Genomic DNA, 25,093 nt, shown 5'->3' with positions numbered 1-25,093 from the left:
GATATTAGGGTCTTTAATATCGAGTAGTTTTGTGATAAAATGTAATTGTTCCATATGATTCTTTCTAATGATGGTTTGGTCGCTTTTCATTATAGATCTTATGGGACTTTTTTCTACAACAAAATCGGCTCCATAATATCCATAGGGGATTTACCCACTACAAATATTATAGAGCCAAAAAAGTAAAAAGGGTAGTGAAACTCCTTGCTATACAGGGGATTAGCTACCTTTTGCTTGTTTTAGAAGTGCCAGTGTACTAGTCTAATTTCAGTATCATGTGAAATCAAAAAGAACATAAATTTCTGTTTCGGGAACATATAAATTATGGTTTTGTTTAGAAACTCTTCTATTGATTTCTTAGAATACAATAGTGCCTATAAGAACTGTTGAATTTCAAAGTATTTACTTGAACTATGATATGTCTGGAGTAGACTGTCAACAAAAGCTGCAGTATGATTGTTTTTGTCGCTTATATCTACAACCTCAAAACAGTAGCTTGAGCGGACTTTGTCAAACTTGGCTGAAACTTTCTATTTGCAGATAATGGTCTAGTTTGTTTTTTGAATGTTGATAAAGATAGAAAGGCAAGGCCATCTTGGCGGCAAAAGTGTCATCCTAGCTTGATTTACTGAATAAAATCCATTTCCTTTAGTGAAAATCGAAAAAACTTGTGTTATAATAAGGAAGATTAAAATGTGAAAAAAGGAGATTCCTAATGGGACGTAAATGGGCCAATATCGTAGCCAAGAAAACGGCTAAAGATGGAGCTAACTCTAAAGTATATGCAAAATTTGGTGTAGAAATCTATGTAGCAGCTAAGAAAGGTGATCCAGACCCAGAATCAAACACTGCTTTGAAATTCGTTATCGACCGTGCCAAACAAGCCCAAGTGCCAAAACACGTTATCGATAAAGCGATTGATAAAGCAAAAGGAAACACAGACGAAACCTTTACAGAAGGACGTTACGAAGGTTTTGGACCAAACGGTTCAATGCTAATCGTTGATACCTTGACTTCAAACGTCAACCGTACAGCGGCTAATGTCCGTGCAGCTTTTGGTAAAAATGGCGGAAACATGGGCGCTTCAGGTTCGGTTTCATACCTCTTCGATAACAAGGGTGTTATTGTATTTGCAGGTGAAGATGCGGACGCAGTCTTTGAGCAATTGTTAGAAGCAGATGTGGATGTGGATGATGTAGAAGCAGAAGAAGGAACAATCACTGTTTACACAGCTCCAACTGACCTTCATAAGGCTATCGTTGCCCTTCGTGAGTCAGGTATCGAAGAATTCCAAGTGACTGAATTGGAAATGATTCCTCAGTCAGAAGTAGAATTGTTAGGGGATGACCTTGAAACCTTTGAAAAACTTTACAGCGTTCTTGAGGACGACGAAGACGTACAAAAGATTTATACGAACGTAGACGGGTTCTAATTTAACCTAGAGAACATGATCCTAAGTGAAAAAATCACTTGGGATTTTTTAAATCAAAAAAATAGTTCTCTTGGAAACTTTCTTTCTTGACATCTCTTTTCAAAGTGGTAAAATAGTTCTCACGGAAACTTATTTAGTTCCTAGGAGAACTAAATGTGATGGTTAGAAAGGAGTTAGTATGGATAAACCGATGTTAGTCTTTAAGCGTTTTGGTCATCAGATTCACCTGATGGTGCAAAAGGAAGCCAAACGTTGTGGTATTGAATTTATGGGTGGGCCTCAAGGTCAGGTTGTTCGTTTTTTGGATAATCGTGAGAAAAACCAAGACTTGGTCTTGATTAAAGATATAGAGCAGGAACTCAATATTACCAAGTCTGTTGCTAGTAATTTGGTCAAGCGTATGGTGCAAAATGGTTTGGTGGAATTGGAGGCGAGTCCTAGCGATAAGCGGGCAAAATTTGTTCGTTTGACGGACAAAGCACGTTCTCAGATGCAAGAGGTTAAGGCCTTTTTTGAACGAATAGACAAGCAGTTGATGGAAGGCATTGATGAAGATGAATTACTGATTTTTGAGAAAGTCCTTGCTCAACTACAGGAAAATATCAAGAGAATAGGAGGAGATAATGAAGAAATTAGCCAAAAGAATTAGTAGAAAAGAATGGGGGATGATTTTACTAGCCATTCTCTTTACCTGCTTTTCGGTCTACCTAGAGTTGGAAGTACCGACCTATATCTCTAAAATCACTGATTTGCTTGGAACTCAGGGAACCAACTTGGATGAGTTATGGCAGCCAGCAGGTATGATGGTGGGAATGTCCTTTCTGGCCTTCTTGTCCGCAGTTGCAGTTGGATTTTTTGCGTCCAGAGTGGCCGCTTCTTATACTAGTAGGCTGAGAAGTGATATTTTTAACCGAGTTTTGGATTACTCGCAGACAGAGATTAAGAAATTCTCTATTCCCAGTCTCCTAACTCGTACCACCAATGACATTACTCAGGTTCAGATGTTGATTACCATGGGCTTGCAAGTAGTTACGCGTGGTCCGATTATGGCTATCTGGGCTATCGGGAAGATTTTAGGTCATTCAGAATACTGGCTCTGGGCCGTACTTGTGGCAGTGATTGTCAATGTTTTGATGACGACCGTTTTGATGACGCTAGCCTTCCCAAAACAGTCCTTGATTCAAAGTCTGACTGATAAACTGAACAGTATCACTCGTGAAAGTTTAACAGGTATTCGCGTTGTTCGTGCCTACAATGCTGAAAAGTACCAAGATGAAAAATTTGCAGCAGCAAATGATGAATTGACACGCTTGAATTTGTTTGTCAACCGTCTTATGGCTATTTTGAATCCTATCATGATGGGGATTTCAAGTGGTTTGAGTGTGGCGATTTACTGGATTGGAGCCTATGTAATCAACGATGCTGCTCCAACAGAGCGTCTGCCTCTCTTTAGTGACATGGTTGTTTTCATGTCTTATGCCATGCAGGTTGTCATGGGCTTCCTTCTCATGGGAGCACTTTTCATCGTTCTTCCCCGAACTCTGGTCTCTGCTAAGCGGATCAACCAGGTTTTAGATTTGCATTCTTCTATTCAAAACCCTGCTCAAGTGCAGCTGGCTGATGAAAACCTCAAAGGTCAGGTCGAGTTTAAGGATGTGACCTTCCGCTATGCGGCAAATTCGGAGGCGGTTATTGAGAATGTTAGCTTTAGAGCAGAAGCGGGTCAAACAGTGGCCTTTATTGGGTCAACTGGTTCTGGTAAATCAACTCTGGTCAATCTGATTCCACGTTTTTACGACGTATCAGTAGGGCAAATTCTGGTGGATGGTGTCAATGTTCAAGACTATGACTTGGAAGAGTTGCGCAACAAGGTTGGTTATATCCCTCAAAAAGCGGTTCTCTTTTCAGGCGATGTCAAGGGCAATTTAGATTTTGGACGCAGTCAAGAAACACCACTTAGTGAGAAAGCTATGTGGCAGGCTTTGGAGTTGGCCCAGTCTAAGAACTTTATCGAAGACAAGGAAGCTGGCTTAGAGTCAGAAGTGGCCCAAGGAGGAACCAACTTCTCAGGTGGTCAAAGACAGCGTCTGGCTATTGCGCGTGCCTTGGCTAGGAAGCCAGAAATCCTCATCTTTGATGACTCCTTCTCAGCCTTGGATTACAAGACAGACCGAGTTCTACGCCAAGAGCTAGCAGAGAAAACCAAGTCTATGACCAAGCTCATTGTCGCACAGCGTATTTCAACGATTATGGATGCAGATTTGATTTTGGTCTTGGATCAAGGAAAAGTCGCGGGACAAGGCACCCACAAGGAACTTCTAGCTAATAACGAAGTTTACCAAGAAATTGCCTATTCACAACTATCGAAGGAGGAATTGGAACATGGAAAATAAGAAAATGTCTCTCTGGAAACAGAGTAAACCCTATCTTGCAGGTCTCCAGTTTGCCCTTCTAATCGCCTCTCTAGCAACAATCGTATCCAATATCATTACTGTATATGGTCCAACCCGTATCAAGGAAATGACCAATATTATTGCCAGTGGTCTGGAAACAAGTGTGGATGTCGCTGCGGTTGCAGCTATTGGTGGTTTTTTGGCCGTGATTTATGTGATCGGACTTCTATCAAATTATTTACAGGCATTTCTGTTTACAACAGCTATTCAACGTTTTTCAGAGCGTTTGAGAAGAGCCATTGCAGAGAAAATCAATAGCCTACCATTGGGATATTTTGATGGACATTCTCAGGGGGATACCTTGTCTCGTGTAACCAATGACGTTGACACTGCAGCCCAGTCCCTCAATCAAAGTTTAGGAACAGTTCTCTCATCTAGTTTACTGGTCGTGGCGGTCTTAGTAACCATGTTTGGCATGAACTGGATTTTAGCCTTGGTGACGGTTGTTTCAACCCTTATTGGTTTTGCTTTCGTGTCTGTCTTTATGGGCAAATCACAGGGATTCTTTAAGAGTCAGCAACAGGATTTGGCAGCTGTAAATGGTTATGTGGAAGAAATGTACTCTGGTCATAATGTGGTGACCAGCTACAATGCTATCGAGAGAACGAAAGAAGAGTTTGCGAAATTAAACCATCGTCTGTATGACAGTATCTGGAAGTCTCAGTTTATTTCAGGGATTATGATGCCGATTATGGTGTTCATTGGGAACTTTAGCTATGCCTTAGTGATTATCGTTGGTGCAGCCTTAGCTCTGAATGGGCAGATTAGTATAGGGATTATCGTTGCCTTTATGGCCTACGTTCGTATCTTTTCTCAGCCTCTTTCACAAATTGCCCAAGGGATTACTAGTTTGCAGCAGGCTAGCGCAGCCATGAGACGTGTCTTTGAATTCCTAGCTGAAGAGGAAATGGAAGACGAATCCCATAAAGCAAGACAATTGAGCGATATGAAAGGTCAAGTAGTCTTTGATCGAGTCTCCTTTGGTTATACACCAGAGCGAACCATTATCCATGACTTTTCTGCGATTGCTCATGCAGGTCAAAAGGTTGCCATTGTCGGACCGACTGGGGCTGGTAAGACAACCATTGTCAATCTTTTGATGAAGTTCTATGAGATTGATAAGGGAAGTATCCGCATCGATGGTGTGGATACCAAAGAAATGAAGCGTTCGGAAGTACACGATGCCTTTTCAATGGTCTTGCAGGATACTTGGCTCTTTGAAGGAACCATTCGCGACAATCTTATCTATAACCAAAAGGGGATTAGTGATGAGCGCGTGATTGAAGCCAGCAAGGCTGTAGGGATTCACCACTTTATCATGACTCTACCAGATGGTTACGATACCGTCTTGGATGATACAGTGACCTTGTCTGTCGGGCAAAAACAACTCTTGACCATCGCTCGTGCTTTGCTGAAAGATGCACCGCTCCTAATCTTAGATGAGGCGACTTCTTCTGTTGATACCCGTACAGAGGAATTGATTCAGAAAGCTATGGATCGTTTGATGGAGGGAAGAACTTCCTTTGTCATCGCCCACCGCTTGTCAACCATCCGCAATGCTGACCTGATTCTTGTTATGAAAGATGGCAATATCATCGAGCAAGGAAGTCATGAGGAGCTAATGGCGCAAGCAGGCTTCTATGCTGACCTCTACAACAGTCAGTTTACAGAAGACGAAGCAGAAGAATAAATCGAAAGAAGGCTTGACGGCCTTCTTTTTCTGCACTATACTAGAAGACAAGTGCTTCCCTATAAGCAAAATTTGAGTAAATGATGAGAAAATATATGAAAAATTATCAAGAATGGTATGGCCACGTTGCTGGTAAGATTGAAAATAAGCCCTTTCTTCTGAGATTGTTAAGAATTTTCAATCAGTTCATGACAGTAGTTATGCCTATAGTTTATCTAACTTTATTAGCCACTACCTATCTCCAACAAGGATTTGGGAAACAGGTCTTGATGTATGTGTTTGTTCCTGCGGCAGGTTTTGTGATTTTGTCCTTTCTCCGTAAGAAAATCAATGCTCCTAGGCCTTATGAGGAATGGAATATTAATCCCTTGTTTGACAGAGATAGTCCTGGTCAGTCTATGCCCAGTCGTCATGTCTTTTCAGCAACCATTATCTCCATGGCTTGCTTACATGCTAGTCTATCGGTAGGTTTAATCTTGTTGATCTTATCAGCCATCCTCGGTCTAGTAAGAGTCCTAGGTGGTGTCCATTATCCCAAGGATGTCTTGATTGGTTATGCTTGCGGACTTGTGTGGGGTGTGCTTTTCTTTCTATTTTGACTTGTAAGTTAAGGTGATCTTAGAACCACTTACGGGTCTAAAGTAACCACTTGCTTTTTTGCTCTTGTTTTCTTATTTTACCTTTGATATAGTAGAGTCAGAAAGGAGATGGAATGAAGTTACGAATCGAAATTGACAGCAATTTAGAGGAAACTGAAATTGTCATCAAGGCAGCGACTTTGACGGATGAGATTGCGGATTTACAGCGCCTCTTGCAAGAGTCCAAGTCTCCTAGGTTGATTTTTTACAAGGGGACGGGTGAATACTACTTAGACTTGTCAGAAATTCTCTTCTTTGAGACGGAAGGTAGCAAGATTTATGCCCATACCCATAAAGATGCCTACGAGGTTCGGCTTAAACTCTATGAGTTGGAGTCTATCCTGCCCCGTTATTTCAGTCGAGTATCCAAGTCGACCATTACTAATATTCGGCAAATCTATTCGGTGGACAAGTCCTTTTCAGGAACGGGCACCATTTCCTTTTATCAGACCCACAAGGAGGTTCATGTCTCACGACATTACCAATCCCTCCTAAAAGAAAATCTAAGAAACATGAGGTAAGAACATGAAAAAGAAAGCATTTGGTATTGTGTTGCTTATTTTGGCGGCTTTAGTATTATTGCAGGGGAATTTTGGAATCCCTTCATTCGGTGGGCAAATTTGGCCCTTGCTTGGTATTGCATTTTTTGCCTATCAATCAGTTGGAGCTTTGTTGCGTCGTCACTTAACTTCAGCCTCTTTTACAGCTCTAGTAGCCTTAATGATTGCTAACCACTTTTATGGCATTTTACCAATTCCCAATCAGTCATTGTTCTGGGCAAGTATTTTAATCGTAATGGGTGTCAGCGCACTCACTCATTCTAACAGAACTTGGAATGGGAAAAAATGGTGGTATGATGGTAAAAAGACCATTCTTACAGATAAGGAAGTTGCTTTTGGGACTGGGACTTTCTACAAGCAAGAGCAAGAATTGGTAGAAGATCAAGTAGAAGTTGGTTTTGGCAATGCCAAGATATATTATGACAATGCAGAGATGTTGGGAGATAGCGCAACCTTGAAGATAGAAGTCGGTTTTGGGAATGCAGTTATCTATGTTCCTCAACATTGGGGAGTTGATTTAAAGGTAGAAACTTTCTGTGGCGTAGCCAAGGCAGATACTCCTCTAGCCCCAACCAGCAAAACCTTGATTATCCGTGGAGATGTGGCCTTTGGGAAGTTGGGAATTGTCTACGTTAAATAAAAAAATCTTCCAATTCCCTTGCAAAAATGAAGAAAGTGTGATAACATAGTACGGTATGTGGTGCTAGCACATCCGCTATATTAGATCTAATAGGAGGAAAACACAATGGCTAAAGTATGTTACTTTACAGGTCGTAAGACTGTATCAGGAAACAACCGTTCACACGCGATGAACCAAACAAAACGTGCCGTAAAACCAAACCTTCAAAAAGTTACTGTTCTTATCGATGGTAAACCTAAAAAAGTTTGGGCTTCAGCTCGTGCTTTGAAATCAGGTAAAGTTGAACGCGTTTAATAATAAAAGTAAAGGAGACCTTAGGGTCTTTTTTCTTTTATTACGGGTATAACATCATTTGAATAATAGAGTAAATATCCGCTGAGACAGTATTCTGCTTTTACACTTGGGCTGAAATATGATAAAATAGAGTATCAACTAGTTGAGGTAAAAAGGATGACTGTAAAAATTAATACAAAAGATGGTCAAATCGAACTAACAGATGAAGTGATTGCAACTATCGTAGGTGGTGCAACAACTGAGATTTTTGGTGTGGTCGGTATGGCTAGTAAAAATGCCCTCAAAGATAATTTCCAAGCCCTTCTAGGTAAGGAAAATTATTCCAAAGGTGTTGTTGTAAAGGCAGCCGAAGATGGCAGTATTGCAGTTGATGTATATACCGTGTTGAGCTACGGAACAAAGATTAGCGAAGTGTCAAAAAACATTCAAGAGCGTGTTCGTTTTAGTTTGGAAAACCAACTTGGAATTACTGCTCAGACTGTAAATGTCTACATTCAAAATATCAAAGTTGTAGGAGAATAACCGTGTCAAAAATTACTACTAGCTTATTTCAAGAAATGGTGCAGGCTGCATCAACTCGCTTGAATAAGCAAGCTGAATATGTCAATTCATTAAACGTCTTTCCAGTTCCAGATGGAGATACTGGAACAAACATGGGAATGACCATTGAAAATGGAGCTAAAGAAGTTGCAGACAAGCCAGCTTCTACTGTTGGAGAGGTAGCGAGCATTCTTGCCAAAGGTCTTTTGATGGGTGCGCGTGGGAACTCAGGAGTTATTACGTCTCAGCTTTTCCGTGGATTTTCACAAGCTATCAAGGATAAAGACGAGTTAACAGGTCAAGACTTGGCCCTTGCCTTCCAATCAGGTGTGGAAGTTGCTTATAAGGCCGTTATGAAACCAGTTGAAGGAACGATTTTGACAGTTTCTCGTGGGGCTGCTATCGGTGCTAAGAAAAAAGCTGAGCAAACAGATGACGCTGTTGAAGTCATGCGTGCAGCCTTGGAAGGTGCTAAAACAGCTCTAGCTAAAACACCAGACATGCTTCCAGTATTGAAAGAAGTTGGCGTTGTGGACTCAGGTGGTCAAGGATTGGTCTTTATCTACGAAGGTTTCCTTTCTGCCCTTACTGGCGAATATATTGCATCTGAGGACTTTGTAGCGACTCCTGCCAACATGAGTGAAATGATCAATGCAGAGCACCACAAGTCTGTAGCTGGTCATGTAGCGACTGAGGACATTACCTTTGGTTACTGTACTGAAATCATGGTAGCTCTTAAGCAAGGCCCAACCTATGCCAAAGATTTTGATTACGAAGAATTTCGTAACTACTTGAATGAGCTTGGAGATTCTCTCCTCGTTGTTAATGATGATGAAATCGTCAAAGTCCATGTCCATACAGAAGATCCAGGTCTTGTTATGCAAGAAGGTCTCAAATATGGTAGCTTGGTCAAGGTAAAAGTTGACAATATGCGTAACCAACACGAGGCACAGGTTGAGAAAGAAGCTGCTCAAGTTAGCAAGCCTGCTGAAGAAAAAGAGTATGCTCTGATTGCTGTGGTGGCTGGTAAAGGTCTAGCAGATATCTTCCGTTCTCAAGGTGTAGATTATGTTATCGAAGGCGGTCAAACTATGAACCCTTCAACAGAAGACTTTATCAAGGCTGTTGAACAGGTTAACGCTCGTAACATCATCTTCCTACCAAACAACAAGAACATCTTCATGGCAGCTCAATCTGCAGCAGAAGTTTTGGAGCAATCAGCAGTAGTGGTGGAAGCTCGTACTCTTCCTCAAGGTTTGACAAGTCTTCTTGCCTTTGATCCAAGCAAGTCAATCGAAGAAAACCAAGAGCGTATGACTGCTGCTCTTAGTGATGTCGTTAGCGGAAGCGTCACAACAGCCGTTCGTGATACAACCATTGATGGCTTAGAAATCCATGAAAATGACAATCTTGGTATGGTAGATGGGAAAATCCTCGTGTCAAACCCTGATATGCACCAAACCTTGACTGAAACCTTGAAACATATGTTGGATGAAGATAGTGAAATCGTAACCTTCTATGTCGGTGAAGACGGGAGCGAAGAACTTGCCAATGAAATTGCTCAAGAAATCGCAGAAGAATTCGAAGACGTTGAAGTTGAGATTCACCAAGGTCAACAACCAGTTTACCCATACCTATTTAGTGTGGAATAAGATTAATGAAGGACTGAGAAATCAGTTCTTTTTTTCTTTTTAAATAATGAAATCGGTATCTTTTAAATAAAAACCAAAATAACATTCATAAATAAACGTTAAAATAGAAAATTCAGAAAATTTCTTCTTTTGTCTTGAAAAATTTTGAAAAAGTGGTATGATAGTAACAAGTTATTTTTAAGAGGAAAGAAAGGGGAACAATGGAGAAAATCAGTTTAGAATCTCCTAAGACGGGGTCGGACCTAGTTTTGGAAACACTTCGTGATTTAGGAATTGATACCATCTTTGGTTATCCTGGTGGTGCGGTCTTGCCTTTTTATGATGCGATATATAATTTTAAAGGCATTCGCCACATTCTAGGGCGCCATGAGCAAGGTTGTCTGCATGAAGCTGAAGGTTATGCCAAATCAACTGGAAAGTTGGGTGTTGCCGTCGTCACTAGCGGACCGGGAGCAACCAATGCCATTACAGGGATTGCAGATGCCATGAGCGATAGCGTTCCCCTTTTGGTCTTTACAGGTCAGGTGGCGCGAGCAGGTATTGGGAAGGATGCCTTTCAGGAGGCAGACATCGTGGGAATTACCATGCCAATCACTAAGTACAATTACCAAGTTCGTGAGACAGCTGATATCCCTCGAATCATTACGGAAGCTGTCCATATCGCAACTACAGGTCGACCAGGCCCAGTTGTCATTGACCTACCTAAAGACGTATCTGCTTTAGAAACGGACTTCATCTATTTACCAGAAGTGAACCTACCAAGCTATCAACCGACTCTTGAGCCAAATGATATGCAAATCAAGAAAATCTTGAAGCAATTATCCAAGGCTAAAAAACCAGTCTTGCTAGCTGGTGGTGGGATTAGTTATGCTGAAGCAGCTACAGAATTAAATGAATTTGCAGAACGCTATCAAATTCCAGTGGTAACCAGTCTTTTGGGACAAGGAACGATTGCAACGAGTCATCCACTCTTCCTTGGAATGGGAGGCATGCACGGGTCATTCGCAGCTAATATTGCCATGACGGAAGCGGACTTTATGATTAGTATTGGTTGTCGTTTCGATGACCGCTTGACAGGAAATCCTAAGACCTTCGCTAAGAATGCTAAGGTTGCCCATATTGACATTGACCCAGCCGAGATTGGCAAGATTATCAGTGCAGATATTCCTGTAGTTGGAGATGCTAAGAAGGCCTTGCAAATGTTGCTGGCCGAACCAACAGTTCATAACAATACTGAAAAATGGATTGAAAAAGTCACTAAAGACAAGAACCGCGTTCGTTCTTATGATAAGAAAGAGCGTGTGGTTCAACCGCAAGCAGTTATTGAACGCATTGGTGAATTGACGAATGGGGATGCCATTGTGGTCACAGACGTTGGTCAACACCAAATGTGGACAGCTCAGTATTATCCCTACCAAAACGAACGTCAGTTAGTGACTTCAGGTGGTTTGGGAACCATGGGATTCGGAATTCCAGCAGCAATCGGTGCTAAAATTGCTAACCCAGATAAGGAAGTAGTCTTGTTTGTTGGGGATGGCGGGTTCCAAATGACTAACCAGGAATTGGCTATTTTGAACATTTACAAGGTGCCAATCAAGGTGGTTATGCTGAACAACCACTCACTTGGAATGGTTCGCCAATGGCAGGAATCCTTCTATGAAGGTAGAACATCTGAGTCGGTCTTTGATACCCTTCCTGATTTCCAACTGATGGCACAAGCTTATGGTATTAAAAACTATAAGTTTGACAATCCTGAGACCTTGGCTCAAGACCTTGAAGTCATCACTGAGGATGTTCCTATGCTAATCGAGGTAGATATTTCTCGTAAGGAACAGGTGCTACCAATGGTACCAGCTGGTAAGAGTAATCATGAGATGTTGGGGGTGAAGTTCCATGCGTAGAATGTTAACAGCAAAACTACAAAATCGTTCAGGAGTCCTCAATCGCTTTACTGGCGTTCTGTCTCGTCGTCAGGTTAATATTGAAAGCATCTCTGTTGGAGCAACAGAAGATCCGAATGTATCGCGTATCACCATTATTATTGATGTTGCTTCACATGATGAGGTGGAGCAAATTATCAAACAGCTCAATCGTCAGATTGATGTGATTCGCATTCGAGATATTACAGACAAGCCTCATTTGGAGCGCGAAGTGATTCTGGTTAAGATGTCAGCACCAGCTGAGAAACGAGCTGAGATTCTAGCGATTATTCAACCTTTCCGTGCAACGGTGGTAGACGTAGCACCAAGCTCGATTACCATTCAGATGACAGGAAATGCTGAAAAGAGTGAAGCTCTATTGCGAGTCATTCGACCATACGGTATTCGCAATATCGCTCGTACGGGTGCAACTGGATTTACCCGCGATTAAAAATCCAACTTAAATTTGTTAAACCAGCCTAAAAGGCAATAAATAATAGAAAAGAGAGAAAAACTATGGCAGTTCAAATGGAATACGAAAAAGATGTTAAAGTAGCAGCACTTGACGGTAAAAAAATCGCCGTTATCGGTTATGGTTCACAAGGACATGCGCATGCTCAAAACTTGCGTGACTCAGGTCGTGATGTCATCATCGGTGTACGTCCAGGTAAATCTTTTGACAAAGCAAAAGAAGATGGATTTGACACTTACACAGTAGCAGAAGCTACTAAATTGGCTGACGTTATCATGATTTTGGCACCAGACGAAATCCAACAAGAATTGTACGAAGTAGAAATCGCTCCAAACTTGGAAGCTGGAAATGCAGTTGGATTTGCCCATGGTTTCAACATTCACTTTGAATTTATCAAAGTTCCTGCAGATGTAGATGTCTTCATGTGTGCTCCTAAAGGACCAGGACACTTGGTACGTCGTACTTACGAAGAAGGATTTGGTGTTCCAGCTCTTTACGCAGTATACCAAGATGCAACAGGAAATGCTAAAAATATTGCTATGGACTGGTGTAAAGGTGTTGGAGCAGCTCGTGTAGGTCTTCTTGAAACAACATATAAAGAAGAAACTGAAGAAGATTTGTTTGGTGAACAAGCTGTACTTTGTGGTGGTTTGACTGCCCTTATCGAAGCAGGTTTCGAAGTCTTGACAGAAGCAGGTTACGCTCCAGAATTGGCTTACTTTGAAGTTCTTCACGAAATGAAATTGATCGTTGATTTGATCTACGAAGGTGGATTCAAGAAAATGCGTCAATCTATTTCAAACACTGCTGAATACGGTGACTATGTATCAGGTCCACGTGTAATCACTGAACAAGTTAAAGAAAATATGAAAGCTGTCTTGGCAGACATCCAAAATGGTAAATTTGCAAATGACTTTGTAAATGACTATAAAGCTGGACGTCCAAAATTGACTGCTTACCGTGAACAAGCAGCTAACCTTGAAATTGAAAAAGTTGGTGCAGAATTGCGTAAAGCAATGCCATTCGTTGGTAAAAACGACGATGATGCATTCAAAATCTATAACTAATTGATAGAAATTAAGGTGAAGGCGAGTTGGGGGACTAACTCGCTTTTATAATCAATTCATATCTCTTTTTAAGAGGATGGATTGCGATAGTATGAAATAGTCTAGGAGAAAAAGATGTTAAGTTCAAAAGATATCATCAAGGCTCATAAGGTCTTGAATGGTGTGGTCGTCAATACACCGCTTGATTATGACCATTATTTATCGGAGAAGTATGGTGCTAAGATTTATTTGAAAAAGGAAAATGCCCAGCGTGTTCGTTCTTTTAAAATTCGTGGTGCCTATTATGCTATTTCTCAGCTCAGCAAGGAAGAGCGTGAACGTGGGGTAGTCTGCGCTTCTGCGGGAAATCATGCGCAGGGAGTAGCCTATACTTGTAATGAAATGAAAATTCCTGCTACTATTTTTATGCCCATTACTACTCCGCAACAAAAGATTGGTCAAGTTCGCTTTTTTGGTGGGGATTTCGTGACCATTAAACTAGTTGGAGATACCTTTGATGCCTCAGCCAAAGCAGCTCAAGAATTTACAGTCTCTGAAAATCGTACCTTTATTGATCCTTTTGATGATGCCCATGTTCAAGCTGGTCAAGGGACAGTTGCTTATGAGATTTTAGAAGAAGCTCGAAAAGAATCGATTGATTTTGATGCTGTCTTGGTTCCTGTTGGTGGTGGCGGTCTCATTGCTGGGGTTTCTACCTATATCAAGGAAACAAGTCCAGAAATTGAAGTCATTGGAGTAGAGGCTAATGGAGCGCGTTCCATGAAGGCGGCCTTTGAAGCTGGTGGGCCAGTCAAACTCAAAGAAATTGACAAATTTGCGGATGGGATTGCTGTACAAAAGGTAGGTCAATTGACCTATGAAGCAACTCGTCAACATGTTCAAACCTTAGTAGGTGTCGATGAGGGATTGATTTCTGAAACCTTGATTGACCTTTACTCTAAGCAAGGGATTGTTGCAGAACCTGCTGGAGCGGCTAGTATTGCTTCTTTAGAAGTTTTAGCTGAATATATCAAGGGGAAAACCATTTGTTGTATCATTTCTGGAGGAAATAATGATATCAACCGTATGCCAGAAATGGAAGAACGTGCCTTGATTTATGATGGGATCAAGCATTACTTTGTGGTCAATTTTCCACAGCGTCCAGGTGCTCTGCGTGAGTTTGTAAATGATATCCTGGGGCCAAATGATGATATCACACGTTTTGAGTATATCAAACGAGCTAGCAAGGGAACAGGACCAGTATTAATTGGGATCGCTTTGGCAGATAAGCATGATTATGCAGGATTGATTCGTCGCATGGAAGGTTTTGATCCAGCTTATATTAACTTAAATGGGAATGAAACGCTCTATAATATGCTTGTCTGAGGACTAATAAAAAAATATCATATTATTTGCACAACTGATGTATAGGTGTTATAATGAGGGTGAAGAAAGGGGGCGATTCCTATGGACTTAGGAAATCTATCGTGCTATTTCTACTACAACTCACTATAGCACCTATTATTTTTGATTCTGTTTATATTAAGGCGCCAGAATTACTTACTATATAAGGAAATTTTTTGAAATCCCCAATTGTATAGATCTCTAATTTGAAATTTCTCTAAATATAATAGGAATCAGAAAAAATAATCAATGTTTATGAGATGGTTGTTAGGTGAGTCGGCTGAAAAAACTCGTGAGATAAACAATAGTGCTAGACATGAAATGGCAAGTGCTGCTGTTTTCAAATGACTAGCTGGGAAGCGGGTATGTAATCAGAAGGTGAAAGATTGGACAAAGTAAGTAGTACCGGTTGTAAAACGAATAAGATATAGATAAGGACAGGAAAGGAACCAAAGAAGGAGAAAGAAAAACGGAATGGTTTAGAGATAGTGTGGAGTGAAAGACTATCTTTAGTGGACTTGTTGATTTAAAAGGAATATATAGAATGAAATAGTAAATCCTGTCTATCCTATTGAGAAACTGGCATTCAGTATACATGAATATTTTTACAAGTTTAAAGTTTAATAATGCAATTGTTTTTTAGGAGCATACTAATGGGTTATAGTAAGCAAAAACCTATATATTATCGGCTTTAAAAAGGAAGTAAGAAGATTCTGGGTCATTTATTTTATTGAATATATGTTTTTTTATTGACAAAAGACATAAAAACGTATAGAATAATATAACGTAAAGAAGAAAATAGGAGAAGAACATGGCTAAGTCAAACTTTGAAAAAGTAGAAGCAGTTGTTGGCTGGGTTCGTGATAAGAAGATCACAGGCTACCGTATCTCTAAAGAAACGAATGCACGTGAAATGTCTATCATTGCTCTAGCGCAGGGTCGTGCAAAAGTAAAAAATATTTCATTTGAAACAGCTCTAGGTTTAATTGATTTCTATGAAAAAAATCATGAAAAATTTGAAGATTAATCTTTGGATAATGGCGGATTCTTAAATTGGGTCTGCCTTTTCATTTTTAGGACAGCAAAAAGACTGCACAATTGATGCAGCCTTTTCTTTTTATTTAAGATAACGTTGAAGAAATTCTTTTGTTCGGTTCTCTTTAGGATTGGTGAAGAGGTCTTCTGGTTTACCTTCTTCAGCAATAACCCCCTTATCCATAAAGATAACACGGTGTGAGACATCACGAGCGAATTCCATTTCATGGGTAACTACAATCATAGTCAAGCCTTCTTGGGCTAGTTCTTGCATGATTTTGAGGACCTCTCCAACCATTTCTGGATCGAGAGCTGATGTTGGTTCGTCAAAGAGAATAGCGTCAGGATTCATGGAGAGGGCGCGAGCGATGGCCACACGTTGTTTTTGACCACCTGAGAGTTGTTTTGGTTTGGCTTGCCAGTAGCGTTCACCCATGCCGACCTTTTCCAAGTTTTCTTTGGCAATCTTTTCAGCTTCTGTACGTTCACGTTTTAGGACAGTTGTTTGAGCGACGATTGTATTTTCAAGCACGTTGAGATTTTCAAAGAGGTTAAAGGATTGGAACACCATCCCCAACTTTTCACGGTATTGCGTGAGGTCATAGCCTTTTTCGAGGACGTTTTGTCCATGATAAAGGATTTGTCCATCAGTTGGCGTTTCAAGAAGGTTAATGGAGCGTAGGAAAGTTGATTTTCCGCTTCCAGAGCTTCCGATGATAGAGATGACTTCTCCCTTGTGGACAGTCAGAGAAATGTCTTTTAGCACTTCGTTTTGTCCATAGGATTTTTTGAGGTGTTTAATTTCAAGGATTGCTTGTGTCATTATTTCAAATCCTCCGTTTGCATTTGGTTAGCACCTGTAGTATAGGTATCCATGTCCATTCGGCGTTCAATGAAGCGTAGGATACGTGTTACGGTGAAGGTGAGGACAAAGTAAATCACGGCGATGATTGTAAATGTCTGGAAGTATTGATAGGTTTGCGTCGCCACGGTATTTCCTGAGAAATAAAGTTCGACAACAGAGATAACGTTCAATACAGATGTATCTTTGATATTGATGACAAATTCATTACCCGTTGCTGGTAGGATGTTACGAACTACCTGAGGGAGGACAATCTTACGCATGGTTTGATTATGAGTCATGCCAAGAGCAGTCGCGGCTTCAAATTGTCCTTTGTCAACTGCTAGGATACCACCACGAACGATTTCAGTCATGTAGGCTCCGGTGTTGATTGAAACGATGAAGATAGCAGCCAGTGTACGATCAAGGTTGATACCGAAAGCTTGGGCAGTTCCATAGTAGATAACCATCGATTGAACGATCATTGGCGTACCACGGAAAATTTCGATATAGACATTGAGAATCCAGCCGACTAGTTTTTGTAGGCCATAAATGGCTTTATTCTCAGATAGAGGAGCAGTACGGAAGACACCAATGGCAAGGCCGATAATGAGACCTATGATGGTTCCGACGATAGAGATTAAAAGAGTGATACCAGCACCACGCAAGAGTTGTTGCCAGTTTTCAGAAAGAATTTTAGCGACTTGGCTAAAGAAACTACTGCTAGTCTCTTCAGTTGTTGTAGCTTCGGCAGGCTGTTCCTTGATCATACGATCCATCAAGGCAACTTGGTCATCTTTCGAAATGGTTTCAATGCTGGCATTGATTTGGCTAATACGATTGTCATCTTTACGAAGTCCAATGGCAATAGCTGTATCTTCTTCTCCAGTTTTGAAACCTGGTTCTACTTGAACCATCTTGAACTTAGAGTTGGCAGCTTCAGCAGTCAGTGCTTCTGGGCGTTCAGAAACATAAGCATCGATGACACCAGCCTCAAGAGCTTGGCGCATTTGAGCGAAGTCTCCCATGGCAGTTTCTTTTTTAGCACCTGGGATTTGTGCAATCAAGTCGTAGAGGTAGACCCCTTGTTGAGAAGTGATTTTCGCACCGTTAAAGTCATCCAAAGATTTTGCATTTGCGTAGGCAGAATCTTTTTTGACTAGTAGGACAGGTTCGCTAGTGTAGTAACTACTTGAAAAGGCAATTTCTTGTTTGCGTTCTGCAGTTGGACTCATACCTGCGATAATCATGTCAATCTTACCAGAAGTAAGGGCAGGGACTAGACCTTCCCACTTGGTCTTAACAACCAAAGGTTCTTTACCTAAGTCCTTAGCGATTTTTTTAGCAATCTGGACATCGTATCCATTGGCATACTGGTTGGTTCCATCGATTTTGACAGCTCCGTTGCTATCATCATCCTGGGTCCAGTTAAAGGGAGCATATGCTGCTTCCATCCCGATGCGTAAATATTCATCAGCTTGAGCAACATTGACAAGTCCCAGCATCAGCAAGAGACTTGTGAAAATAGATAAGTATATTTTTCTCATGATTTCTCCTATTTCTAATCTATTAAAAAATAACTGTCTCCTATTTTATCGAAAAAAACTCTATTTTTCAATATGGGTAAGCCCTTACTTGAGAAAAAATGATATAATGATAGCAAAGATAAAAAGGGGGCTTGTTTGATGAAAAAAACTTTTTTCTTACTGGTGTTAGGCTTGTTTTGCCTTTTGCCACTCTCTGTTTTTGCCATTGATTTTAAGATAAACTCTTATCAAGGTGATTTGTATATTCATGCAGACAATACGGCAGAATTTAGACAGAAGATAGTTTATCAGTTTGAGGAGGACTTTAAGGGCCAAATCGTGGGACTTGGACGTGCTGGCAAGATGCCTAGCGGATTTGACATAGACCCTCATCCAAAGGTTCAGGCCTCGAAAAATGGTGCTGAACTAGCAGACGTTACTAGCGAAGTAATAGAAGGAGCAGATGGTTATACTGTCAAAGTTTATAATCCAGGTCAGGAGGGTGACACAGTTGAAGTTGACCTTGTCTGGAACTTAAAGAACTTGCTTTTTCTTTATGATGATATCGCTGAATTAAATTGGCAACCTCTGACAGATAGTTCAGGGGCTATTGGCAAGTTTGAATTTCATGTAAGGGGAGATAAGGGTGCTGAAAAACTCTTTTTCCACACAGGAAAACTTTTTAAAGAAGGAACGATTGAAAAGAGTAACCTTGATTATACGATTAGTTTAGACAATCTTCCGCCTAAGCGTGGAGTTGAATTGCATGCCTACTGGCCTCGAACTGATTTTGCTAGCGCTACGGATCAGGGCTTGAAAGGGAATCGTTTAGAAGAGTTTAATAAGATAGAAGGCTCGATTGTTAGAGAAAAAGATCAGAGTATGCAGCTCGTCACTTGGGTGTTTCCTTTGATACTTTCCATTTCCTTGTTATTGAGCGTCTGCTTCTATTTTATTTATAGAAGAAAGACCACTCCTTCAGTCAAATATGCCAAAAATCATCGTCTCTATGAGCCACCAATGGAATTAGAACCAATGGTTTTATCGGAGGCTGTTTACTCGACCTCCTTGGAGGAAGTGAGTCCCTTGGTCAAGGGGGCTGGAAAATTCACCTTTGATCAACTGATTCAAGCTACCTTGCTAGATGTGATAGACCGTGGGAATGTTTCTATCATTTCAGAAGGAGCTGCAGTTGGTTTGAGGCTGGTGAAAGAAGATGGCTTGTCAAGTTTTGAGATAGACTGTCTAAATCTGGCTTTTTCAGGCAAAAAAGAAGAAACTCTTTCCAATTTGTTTGCAGATTACAAGGTATCTGATAGTCTTTATCGTAGAGCAAAAGTCTCTGATGAAAAACGGATTCAAGCAAAGGGGCGTCAGCTCAAATCGTCTTTTGAAGAAGTATTGAAAGAGATGCAAGAAGGAGTGAGAAATCGAGTTACCTTCTGGGGGCTTCCGGATTATTATCGTCCCTTGACTGGCGGGGAAAAGGCCTTGCAGGTGGGGATGGGACTCTCCACTATCTTGCCCTTATTTATCGGATTTGGTTTGTTCTTGTACAGTTTAGACGTTCATGGCTATCTTTACCTCCCCTTGCCAATACTTGGTTTTCTAGGTTTGGTTTTGGCTGTTTTCTATTATTGGAAGCTTCGACTAGATAATCGTGATGGTGTTCTGAATGAAGCAGGAGCAGAAGCTTACTATCTCTGGACCAGCTTTGAAAATATGTTACGGGATATTGCGCGATTGGATCAGGCAGAGTTGGAAAGTATTGTAGTATGGAATCGCCTTTTGGTCTATGCGACCTTATTTGGCTATGCGGACAAGGTCAGTCATTTGATGAAGGTTCATCATATTCAAGTGGAAAATCCAGATATCAACCTCTATGTAGCTTATGGCTGGCATAGTATGTTTTATCATTCAAGCGCGCAAATGAGCCATTATGCTAGCATCGCAAATACAGCAAGTAATTATTCCGTATCTTCTGGAAGCGGAAGTTCTGGCGGTGGCTTCTCTGGAGGCGGAGGTGGCGGCAGTATCGGCGCCTTTTAAAGAGAGCTATCACTGGCTGAAAAAATATGCTATAATGGAAGATAGAAAAAAGGAGTAATCTATGTATCTTATTGAAATTTTAAAATCTATCTTCTTCGGGATTGTTGAAGGAATTACGGAATGGTTGCCCATTTCCAGTACAGGTCACTTGATTTTAGCAGAGGAATTTATCCAATACCAAAATCAAAATGAAGCCTTTATGTCCATGTTTAATGTCGTGATTCAGCTTGGTGCTATTTTAGCGGTTATGGTAATTTACTTTAACAAGCTCAATCCTTTTAAACCGACTAAGGACAAACAGGAAGTTCGTAAGACTTGGAGACTATGGTTGAAGGTTTTGATTGCGACCTTGCCTTTACTTGCCGTCTTTAAATTTGATGATTGGTTTGATACCCACTTCCATAATATGGTTTCTGTTGCTCTCATGTTGATTATCTATGGGATTGCCTTTATCTACTTGGAAAAGCGCAATAAAGCGCGTGCTATAGAGCCAAGTGTAACAGAGTTGGACAAACTTCCTTATACGACAGCATTCTATATCGGACTCTTCCAAGTTCTTGCCCTTTTACCAGGAACTAGCCGTTCTGGGGCAACGATTGTCGGTGGTTTGTTAAATGGAACCAGTCGTTCAGTTGTGACAGAATTTACCTTCTATCTTGGGATTCCTGTTATGTTTGGAGCCAGTGCCTTAAAGATTTTCAAATTTGTGAAAGCAGGACAGCTCTTGAGTTTTGGGCAATTGTTCTTGCTCTTGGTTGCGATGGGAGTCGCCTTTGCAGTCAGCATGGTCGCTATTCGTTTCTTGACAAGCTATGTGAAAAAACACGACTTCACCCTTTTTGGTAAATACCGTATCGTGCTTGGTAGTGTCTTGCTATTGTATAGCTTTGTCCGTTTATTTGTATAAGAAAAACCTTGAAGGGGTAACTCTTCAAGGTTTTATACTCTTCGAAAATCTCTTCAAACTGCATCAGCTATATCTGCAACCTCAAAACAGTGTTTTGAGCAGCCTGCGGCTAGCTTTCTAGTTTGCTCTTTGATTTTCATTGAGCGTTAAAATCCAGTCACGGTAATCCCCAACAGGCGGACATCTCTTTCTTTCTCGTCTAACTCTTCATAGAGTTGCAGGGCTATTTGGCTTATCTGACTAGCATCCTGCGTTTTTTGATCCAGACTTTTTCGTTTAGTCAGAGTTGAAAAGTCCTCGTAGCGGATTTTCAGAATGACAATTTTTCCAGCTTTTTCTTGTTGACTGAGATTGAGAGCGACTTTTTCTGATAGGAGAGCCAGCTCTTTTTTGATGTCTTCCTCGGCACGGAGAATCTTCCCGTAGGTTTTCTCCTTCCCGATTGATTTACGGATGCGATTGGATTTGACTGGGGAATTGTGAATACCACGAGCTTTTCGATAAAGGTCATAGCCCAGTCTGCCAAAGCGGTCTATTAGGGTCACTTCAGGAACTTCAAGTAGATCAGCGCCAGTAAAAACTCCCATTTGATGAAGTCTTTCCACCGTCTTTTTTCCTACTCCATGAAACTTGGAAATATCCATTTGTTTGAGGAAATCCTCAGCCTGGTCAGGTAGAATCACTGTTAGACCATGTGGCTTTTGATAATCGCTGGCCATTTTAGCTAAGAATTTGTTATAAGAAACGCCAGCAGAAGCAGTTAGATGGAGTTCTTGCCAGATATCCTCTTGAATGAGGCGAGCGATTTTGACCGCTGACTTGATACCGAGTTTATTTTCTGTTACATCCAAATAGGCTTCGTCAATGCTCATGGGTTCAATCAAATCTGTATAACGCTTAAAGATAGCTCGAATCTGGAGTCCCACAGCTTTGTATTTTTCATAATTCCCTGAGATAAAGACGGCCTGGGGACAACGCTCATAGGCTTCTTTAGAGCTCATGGCAGAATGGACACCAAAAGCTCGCGCCTCATAGCTACAAGTGGAAACGACACCACGCCCACCTGTTTGCCGAGGGTCGCTGCCGATAATGACAGGTTTTCCTCTGAGTTTAGGATTATCTCTGATTTCGACCGCAGCAAAAAAGGCATCCATGTCAATATGGATGATTTTTCTTGACAAATCATTTAATAAAGGAAAAATCAACATGTCTACTCCCCTTTTTACCGCTTATTTTCTTTTATTATACCCTTTTTTCTGAAAAAAAGAAAAAAGGCCTTATTTTTTTCAAAAATATAATACAGTTTGGGATAAAATATAGACTGTTTTAGAAAAGAAAGTGTAAAAATAGGGATTTATCACTTGTTGAAATCGGTTACTGTGTGGTATACTTGTCTCATGAATGTAACAGATGGATGTTACTAGAAAGAAAAAAGAGGACATTAACATGGTTGTTAAGACAGTTGTTGAAGCACAAGATATTTTTGACAAAGCTTGGGAAGGCTTCAAAGGCGTAGATTGGAAAGAAAAAGCAAGTGTATCACGCTTCGTACAAGCTAACTACACACCTTATGACGGAGACGAAAGCTTCCTTGCAGGACCAACAGAACGTTCACTTCACATCAAAAAAATTGTAGAAGAAACTAAGGCTCACTACGAAGAAACTCGTTTCCCAATGGACACTCGTCCAACTTCTATCGCTGACATTCCAGCAGGATTTATCGATAAAGAAAACGAAGTTATCTTTGGTATCCAAAATGACGAACTCTTCAAATTGAACTTCATGCCAAAAGGTGGTATCCGTATGGCTGAAACTACTTTGAAAGAAAATGGATACGAACCAGATCCAGCTGTTCACGAAATCTTCACTAAATACGTAACAACAGTTAACGACGGTATCTTCCGCGCTTACACTTCAAACATTCGTCGCGCTCGTCACGCACACACTGTAACTGGTCTTCCAGATGCATACTCACGCGGACGTATCATCGGTGTTTACGCACGTCTTGCACTTTACGGTGCAGACTACTTGATGCAAGAAAAAGTAAACGATTGGAATGCAATCGAAGAAATTGATGAAGAAACAATCCGTCTTCGTGAAGAAATCAACCTTCAATACCAAGCATTGCAACAAGTTGTTCGCTTGGGTGACCTTTACGGAGTTGATGTTCGCAAACCAGCTATGAACGTTAAAGAAGCTATCCAATGGGTTAACATCGCCTTCATGTCTGTCTGCCGTGTTATCAACGGTGCTGCTACATCTCTAGGTCGTGTGCCAATCGTATTGGACATCTTTGCAGAACGTGACCTTGCTCGTGGTACATTTACTGAATCAGAAATCCAAGAATTCGTTGATGATTTCGTTATGAAACTTCGTACAGTTAAATTTGCTCGTACAAAAGCTTACGACCAATTGTACTCAGGTGACCCAACTTTCATCACAACTTCTATGGCTGGTATGGGTAACGACGGTCGTCACCGTGTTACTAAGATGGACTACCGTTTCTTGAACACACTTGACAACATCGGTAACTCTCCAGAACCAAACTTGACAGTTCTTTGGACTGACAAATTGCCATACAACTTCCGTCGCTACTGTATGCACATGAGCCACAAACACTCTTCAATCCAATATGAAGGTGTTACAACAATGGCTAAAGACGGATATGGTGAAATGAGCTGTATCTCATGCTGTGTGTCTCCACTTGACCCAGAAAATGAAGAACAACGCCACAACATCCAGTACTTCGGTGCGCGTGTAAACGTATTGAAAGCCCTTCTTACTGGTTTGAACGGTGGTTACGACGATGTACACAAAGACTACAAAGTATTTGATATCGAACCAATCCGTGACGAAGTTCTTGAATTTGAATCAGTTAAAGCTAACTTTGAAAAATCTCTTGACTGGTTGACTGACACTTATGTAGATGCTTTGAACATCATCCACTACATGACTGATAAGTACAACTACGAAGCTGTTCAAATGGCCTTCTTGCCAACTAAACAACGTGCCAACATGGGATTCGGTATCTGTGGATTTGCCAACACTGTTGATACATTGTCAGCTATCAAATACGCTACAGTTAAACCAATCCGTGATGAAAATGGCTACATCTACGATTACGAAACAATCGGAGAATACCCACGTTGGGGTGAAGATGATCCTCGTTCAAACGAATTGGCAGAATGGTTGATCGAAGCTTACACAACTCGTCTACGTAGCCACAAACTTTACAAAGACGCAGAAGCTACTGTATCACTATTGACAATCACATCTAACGTTGCTTACTCTAAACAAACTGGTAACTCACCAGTCCACAAAGGTGTATACCTCAACGAAGATGGTTCTGTGAACTTGTCTAAACTTGAATTCTTCTCACCAGGTGCTAACCCATCTAATAAAGCTAAAGGTGGATGGTTGCAAAACTTGAACTCACTTTCTAGCCTTGACTTTAGTTATGCAGCTGATGGTATCTCATTGACTACGCAAGTATCACCTCGCGCTCTTGGTAAGACTCGTGACGAACAAGTTGATAACTTGGTAACAATCCTTGATGGTTACTTCGAAAACGGTGGACAACACGTTAACTTGAACGTTATGGACTTGAACGATGTTTACGAAAAGATCATGTCAGGTGAAGACGTTATCGTACGTATCTCTGGATACTGTGTAAACACTAAATACCTCACTCCAGAACAAAAAACTGAATTGACACAACGTGTCTTCCACGAAGTTCTTTCAATGGATGACGCATTGAGCTAATCAAGTTCTTAAATAATGAAAAGGAACCCTCGGTCAAACGACTGAGGGTTGTTTTTGGGTTCTGATACTCTTCGAAAATTTCTTCAAACCACGTCAGCTTTATCTGCAACCTCAAAGTGGTGCTTTGAGCAATCTGTGGCTAGCTTCCTAGTTTTCTCTTTGATTTTCCTTGAGTATTAAATATTTTAAGTCATTCTCTGAAGTGTCGTACTTGGTTAAAAAGAGTTGGTTGA

General features: G+C 40.9%; 21 protein-coding genes. 18 read left to right on the top strand and 3 right to left on the bottom strand.

Annotation, left to right across the window (positions count from 1 at the left end; genetic code table 11):
- The first annotated feature begins 715 nt into the window (after positions 1 to 715).
- The 15 genes from K4Z77_RS07435 (at position 716) to K4Z77_RS07365 (ending at position 15,767) form a co-directional block, all read left to right on the top strand.
- Positions 716 to 1,432, top strand: a complete 717-nt coding sequence (locus K4Z77_RS07435; protein WP_224218927.1) for a YebC/PmpR family DNA-binding transcriptional regulator — start codon at positions 716 to 718, stop codon at positions 1,430 to 1,432.
- A gap of 178 nt (positions 1,433 to 1,610) precedes the next feature.
- On the top strand, positions 1,611 to 2,081 hold the full coding sequence (locus K4Z77_RS07430; RefSeq protein WP_224218926.1) for a MarR family winged helix-turn-helix transcriptional regulator: 471 nt from the start codon (positions 1,611 to 1,613) through the stop codon (positions 2,079 to 2,081).
- Positions 2,056 to 3,825, top strand: coding sequence for an ABC transporter ATP-binding protein (locus tag K4Z77_RS07425; RefSeq protein ID WP_224218925.1), 1,770 nt, complete (start codon positions 2,056 to 2,058; stop codon positions 3,823 to 3,825). Before K4Z77_RS07430 ends, K4Z77_RS07425 begins: the two co-directional genes overlap by 26 nt.
- Entirely contained in the window at positions 3,815 to 5,575 is a 1,761-nt protein-coding gene (locus K4Z77_RS07420) for an ABC transporter ATP-binding protein (protein ID WP_224218924.1), read from the top strand. The genes K4Z77_RS07425 and K4Z77_RS07420 overlap by 11 nt, the downstream gene beginning before the upstream one ends.
- 95 nt (positions 5,576 to 5,670) lie before the next feature.
- Positions 5,671 to 6,174 (top strand): phosphatase PAP2 family protein, encoded by a 504-nt coding sequence (locus K4Z77_RS07415; RefSeq protein ID WP_224218923.1) that lies wholly within the window; start codon positions 5,671 to 5,673, stop codon positions 6,172 to 6,174.
- A 113-nt stretch (positions 6,175 to 6,287) separates the two neighbouring features.
- A complete protein-coding gene (locus K4Z77_RS07410) occupies positions 6,288 to 6,734 on the top strand; it encodes a LytTR family DNA-binding domain-containing protein (protein ID WP_045612311.1) in 447 nt (148 codons plus the stop codon).
- Positions 6,735 to 6,738: 4 nt separating this feature from the next.
- Positions 6,739 to 7,413 carry a LiaF transmembrane domain-containing protein gene (locus tag K4Z77_RS07405; protein ID WP_049500863.1) on the top strand — a complete coding sequence of 225 codons (675 nt, stop codon included), beginning with the start codon at positions 6,739 to 6,741 and terminating at the stop codon, positions 7,411 to 7,413.
- Between the two features lie 105 nt (positions 7,414 to 7,518).
- Positions 7,519 to 7,707: a 50S ribosomal protein L28 gene (gene rpmB / locus K4Z77_RS07400; protein ID WP_001140948.1), complete on the top strand. Its 189-nt coding sequence runs from the start codon at positions 7,519 to 7,521 to the stop codon at positions 7,705 to 7,707.
- A 156-nt stretch (positions 7,708 to 7,863) separates the two neighbouring features.
- Complete coding sequence (locus tag K4Z77_RS07395; protein ID WP_033680760.1) at positions 7,864 to 8,229, top strand: Asp23/Gls24 family envelope stress response protein; 366 nt, start codon at positions 7,864 to 7,866, stop codon at positions 8,227 to 8,229.
- Between the two features lie 2 nt (positions 8,230 to 8,231).
- The gene (locus K4Z77_RS07390; RefSeq protein WP_224218922.1) at positions 8,232 to 9,899 is read left to right on the top strand and encodes a DAK2 domain-containing protein; all 1,668 of its coding nucleotides are present in this window, start codon (positions 8,232 to 8,234) and stop codon (positions 9,897 to 9,899) included.
- Between the two features lie 200 nt (positions 9,900 to 10,099).
- Positions 10,100 to 11,800, top strand: coding sequence for an acetolactate synthase large subunit (locus K4Z77_RS07385; protein WP_224218921.1), 1,701 nt, complete (start codon positions 10,100 to 10,102; stop codon positions 11,798 to 11,800).
- Complete coding sequence (gene ilvN, locus K4Z77_RS07380) at positions 11,793 to 12,269, top strand: acetolactate synthase small subunit (RefSeq protein WP_001253803.1); 477 nt, start codon at positions 11,793 to 11,795, stop codon at positions 12,267 to 12,269. Before K4Z77_RS07385 ends, ilvN begins: the two co-directional genes overlap by 8 nt.
- A 65-nt stretch (positions 12,270 to 12,334) precedes the next feature.
- Positions 12,335 to 13,357 (top strand): ketol-acid reductoisomerase, encoded by a 1,023-nt coding sequence (ilvC, locus tag K4Z77_RS07375; protein WP_224218920.1) that lies wholly within the window; start codon positions 12,335 to 12,337, stop codon positions 13,355 to 13,357.
- 114 nt (positions 13,358 to 13,471) lie between these two features.
- Complete coding sequence (ilvA, locus tag K4Z77_RS07370) at positions 13,472 to 14,722, top strand: threonine ammonia-lyase IlvA (RefSeq protein ID WP_000952975.1); 1,251 nt, start codon at positions 13,472 to 13,474, stop codon at positions 14,720 to 14,722.
- 829 nt (positions 14,723 to 15,551) lie between these two features.
- Positions 15,552 to 15,767, top strand: coding sequence for a capsule biosynthesis transcriptional regulator (locus K4Z77_RS07365; RefSeq protein WP_001130031.1), 216 nt, complete (start codon positions 15,552 to 15,554; stop codon positions 15,765 to 15,767).
- Positions 15,768 to 15,857: 90 nt separating this feature from the next.
- Here the strand turns inward: K4Z77_RS07365 and K4Z77_RS07360 are convergent, their stop codons facing one another.
- The gene (locus tag K4Z77_RS07360; RefSeq protein ID WP_224218919.1) at positions 15,858 to 16,598 is read right to left on the bottom strand and encodes an amino acid ABC transporter ATP-binding protein; all 741 of its coding nucleotides are present in this window, start codon (positions 16,596 to 16,598) and stop codon (positions 15,858 to 15,860) included.
- On the bottom strand, positions 16,598 to 18,163 hold the full coding sequence (locus K4Z77_RS07355; protein ID WP_173276297.1) for an ABC transporter substrate-binding protein/permease: 1,566 nt from the start codon (positions 18,161 to 18,163) through the stop codon (positions 16,598 to 16,600). The genes K4Z77_RS07360 and K4Z77_RS07355 overlap by 1 nt, the downstream gene beginning before the upstream one ends.
- A gap of 138 nt (positions 18,164 to 18,301) precedes the next feature.
- Between K4Z77_RS07355 and K4Z77_RS07350 the strand changes: the two genes are divergently transcribed.
- Both K4Z77_RS07350 and K4Z77_RS07345 read left to right on the top strand, forming a co-directional pair.
- Positions 18,302 to 20,191 carry a DUF2207 family protein gene (locus K4Z77_RS07350; RefSeq protein ID WP_224218918.1) on the top strand — a complete coding sequence of 630 codons (1,890 nt, stop codon included), beginning with the start codon at positions 18,302 to 18,304 and terminating at the stop codon, positions 20,189 to 20,191.
- A 61-nt stretch (positions 20,192 to 20,252) separates the two neighbouring features.
- Positions 20,253 to 21,098 carry an undecaprenyl-diphosphate phosphatase gene (locus K4Z77_RS07345; RefSeq protein ID WP_224218917.1) on the top strand — a complete coding sequence of 282 codons (846 nt, stop codon included), beginning with the start codon at positions 20,253 to 20,255 and terminating at the stop codon, positions 21,096 to 21,098.
- Between the two features lie 146 nt (positions 21,099 to 21,244).
- On the opposite strand, the gene dinB is transcribed toward K4Z77_RS07345, so the two are convergent.
- Positions 21,245 to 22,306, bottom strand: coding sequence for a DNA polymerase IV (dinB, locus tag K4Z77_RS07340; protein ID WP_224218916.1), 1,062 nt, complete (start codon positions 22,304 to 22,306; stop codon positions 21,245 to 21,247).
- 238 nt (positions 22,307 to 22,544) lie between these two features.
- Between dinB and pflB the strand changes: the two genes are divergently transcribed.
- Positions 22,545 to 24,860: a formate C-acetyltransferase gene (gene pflB / locus K4Z77_RS07335; protein ID WP_049532477.1), complete on the top strand. Its 2,316-nt coding sequence runs from the start codon at positions 22,545 to 22,547 to the stop codon at positions 24,858 to 24,860.
- The last annotated feature ends 233 nt before the right edge of the window (positions 24,861 to 25,093 follow it).

This window comes from Streptococcus mitis subsp. hohhotensis, assembly GCF_020089495.2.
In the GTDB taxonomy this organism is placed as follows: domain Bacteria; phylum Bacillota; class Bacilli; order Lactobacillales; family Streptococcaceae; genus Streptococcus; species Streptococcus hohhotensis.
The sequence above is the reverse complement of the archived record's forward strand: the minus strand, read 5'-3'. Positions and strand labels throughout refer to the sequence as shown.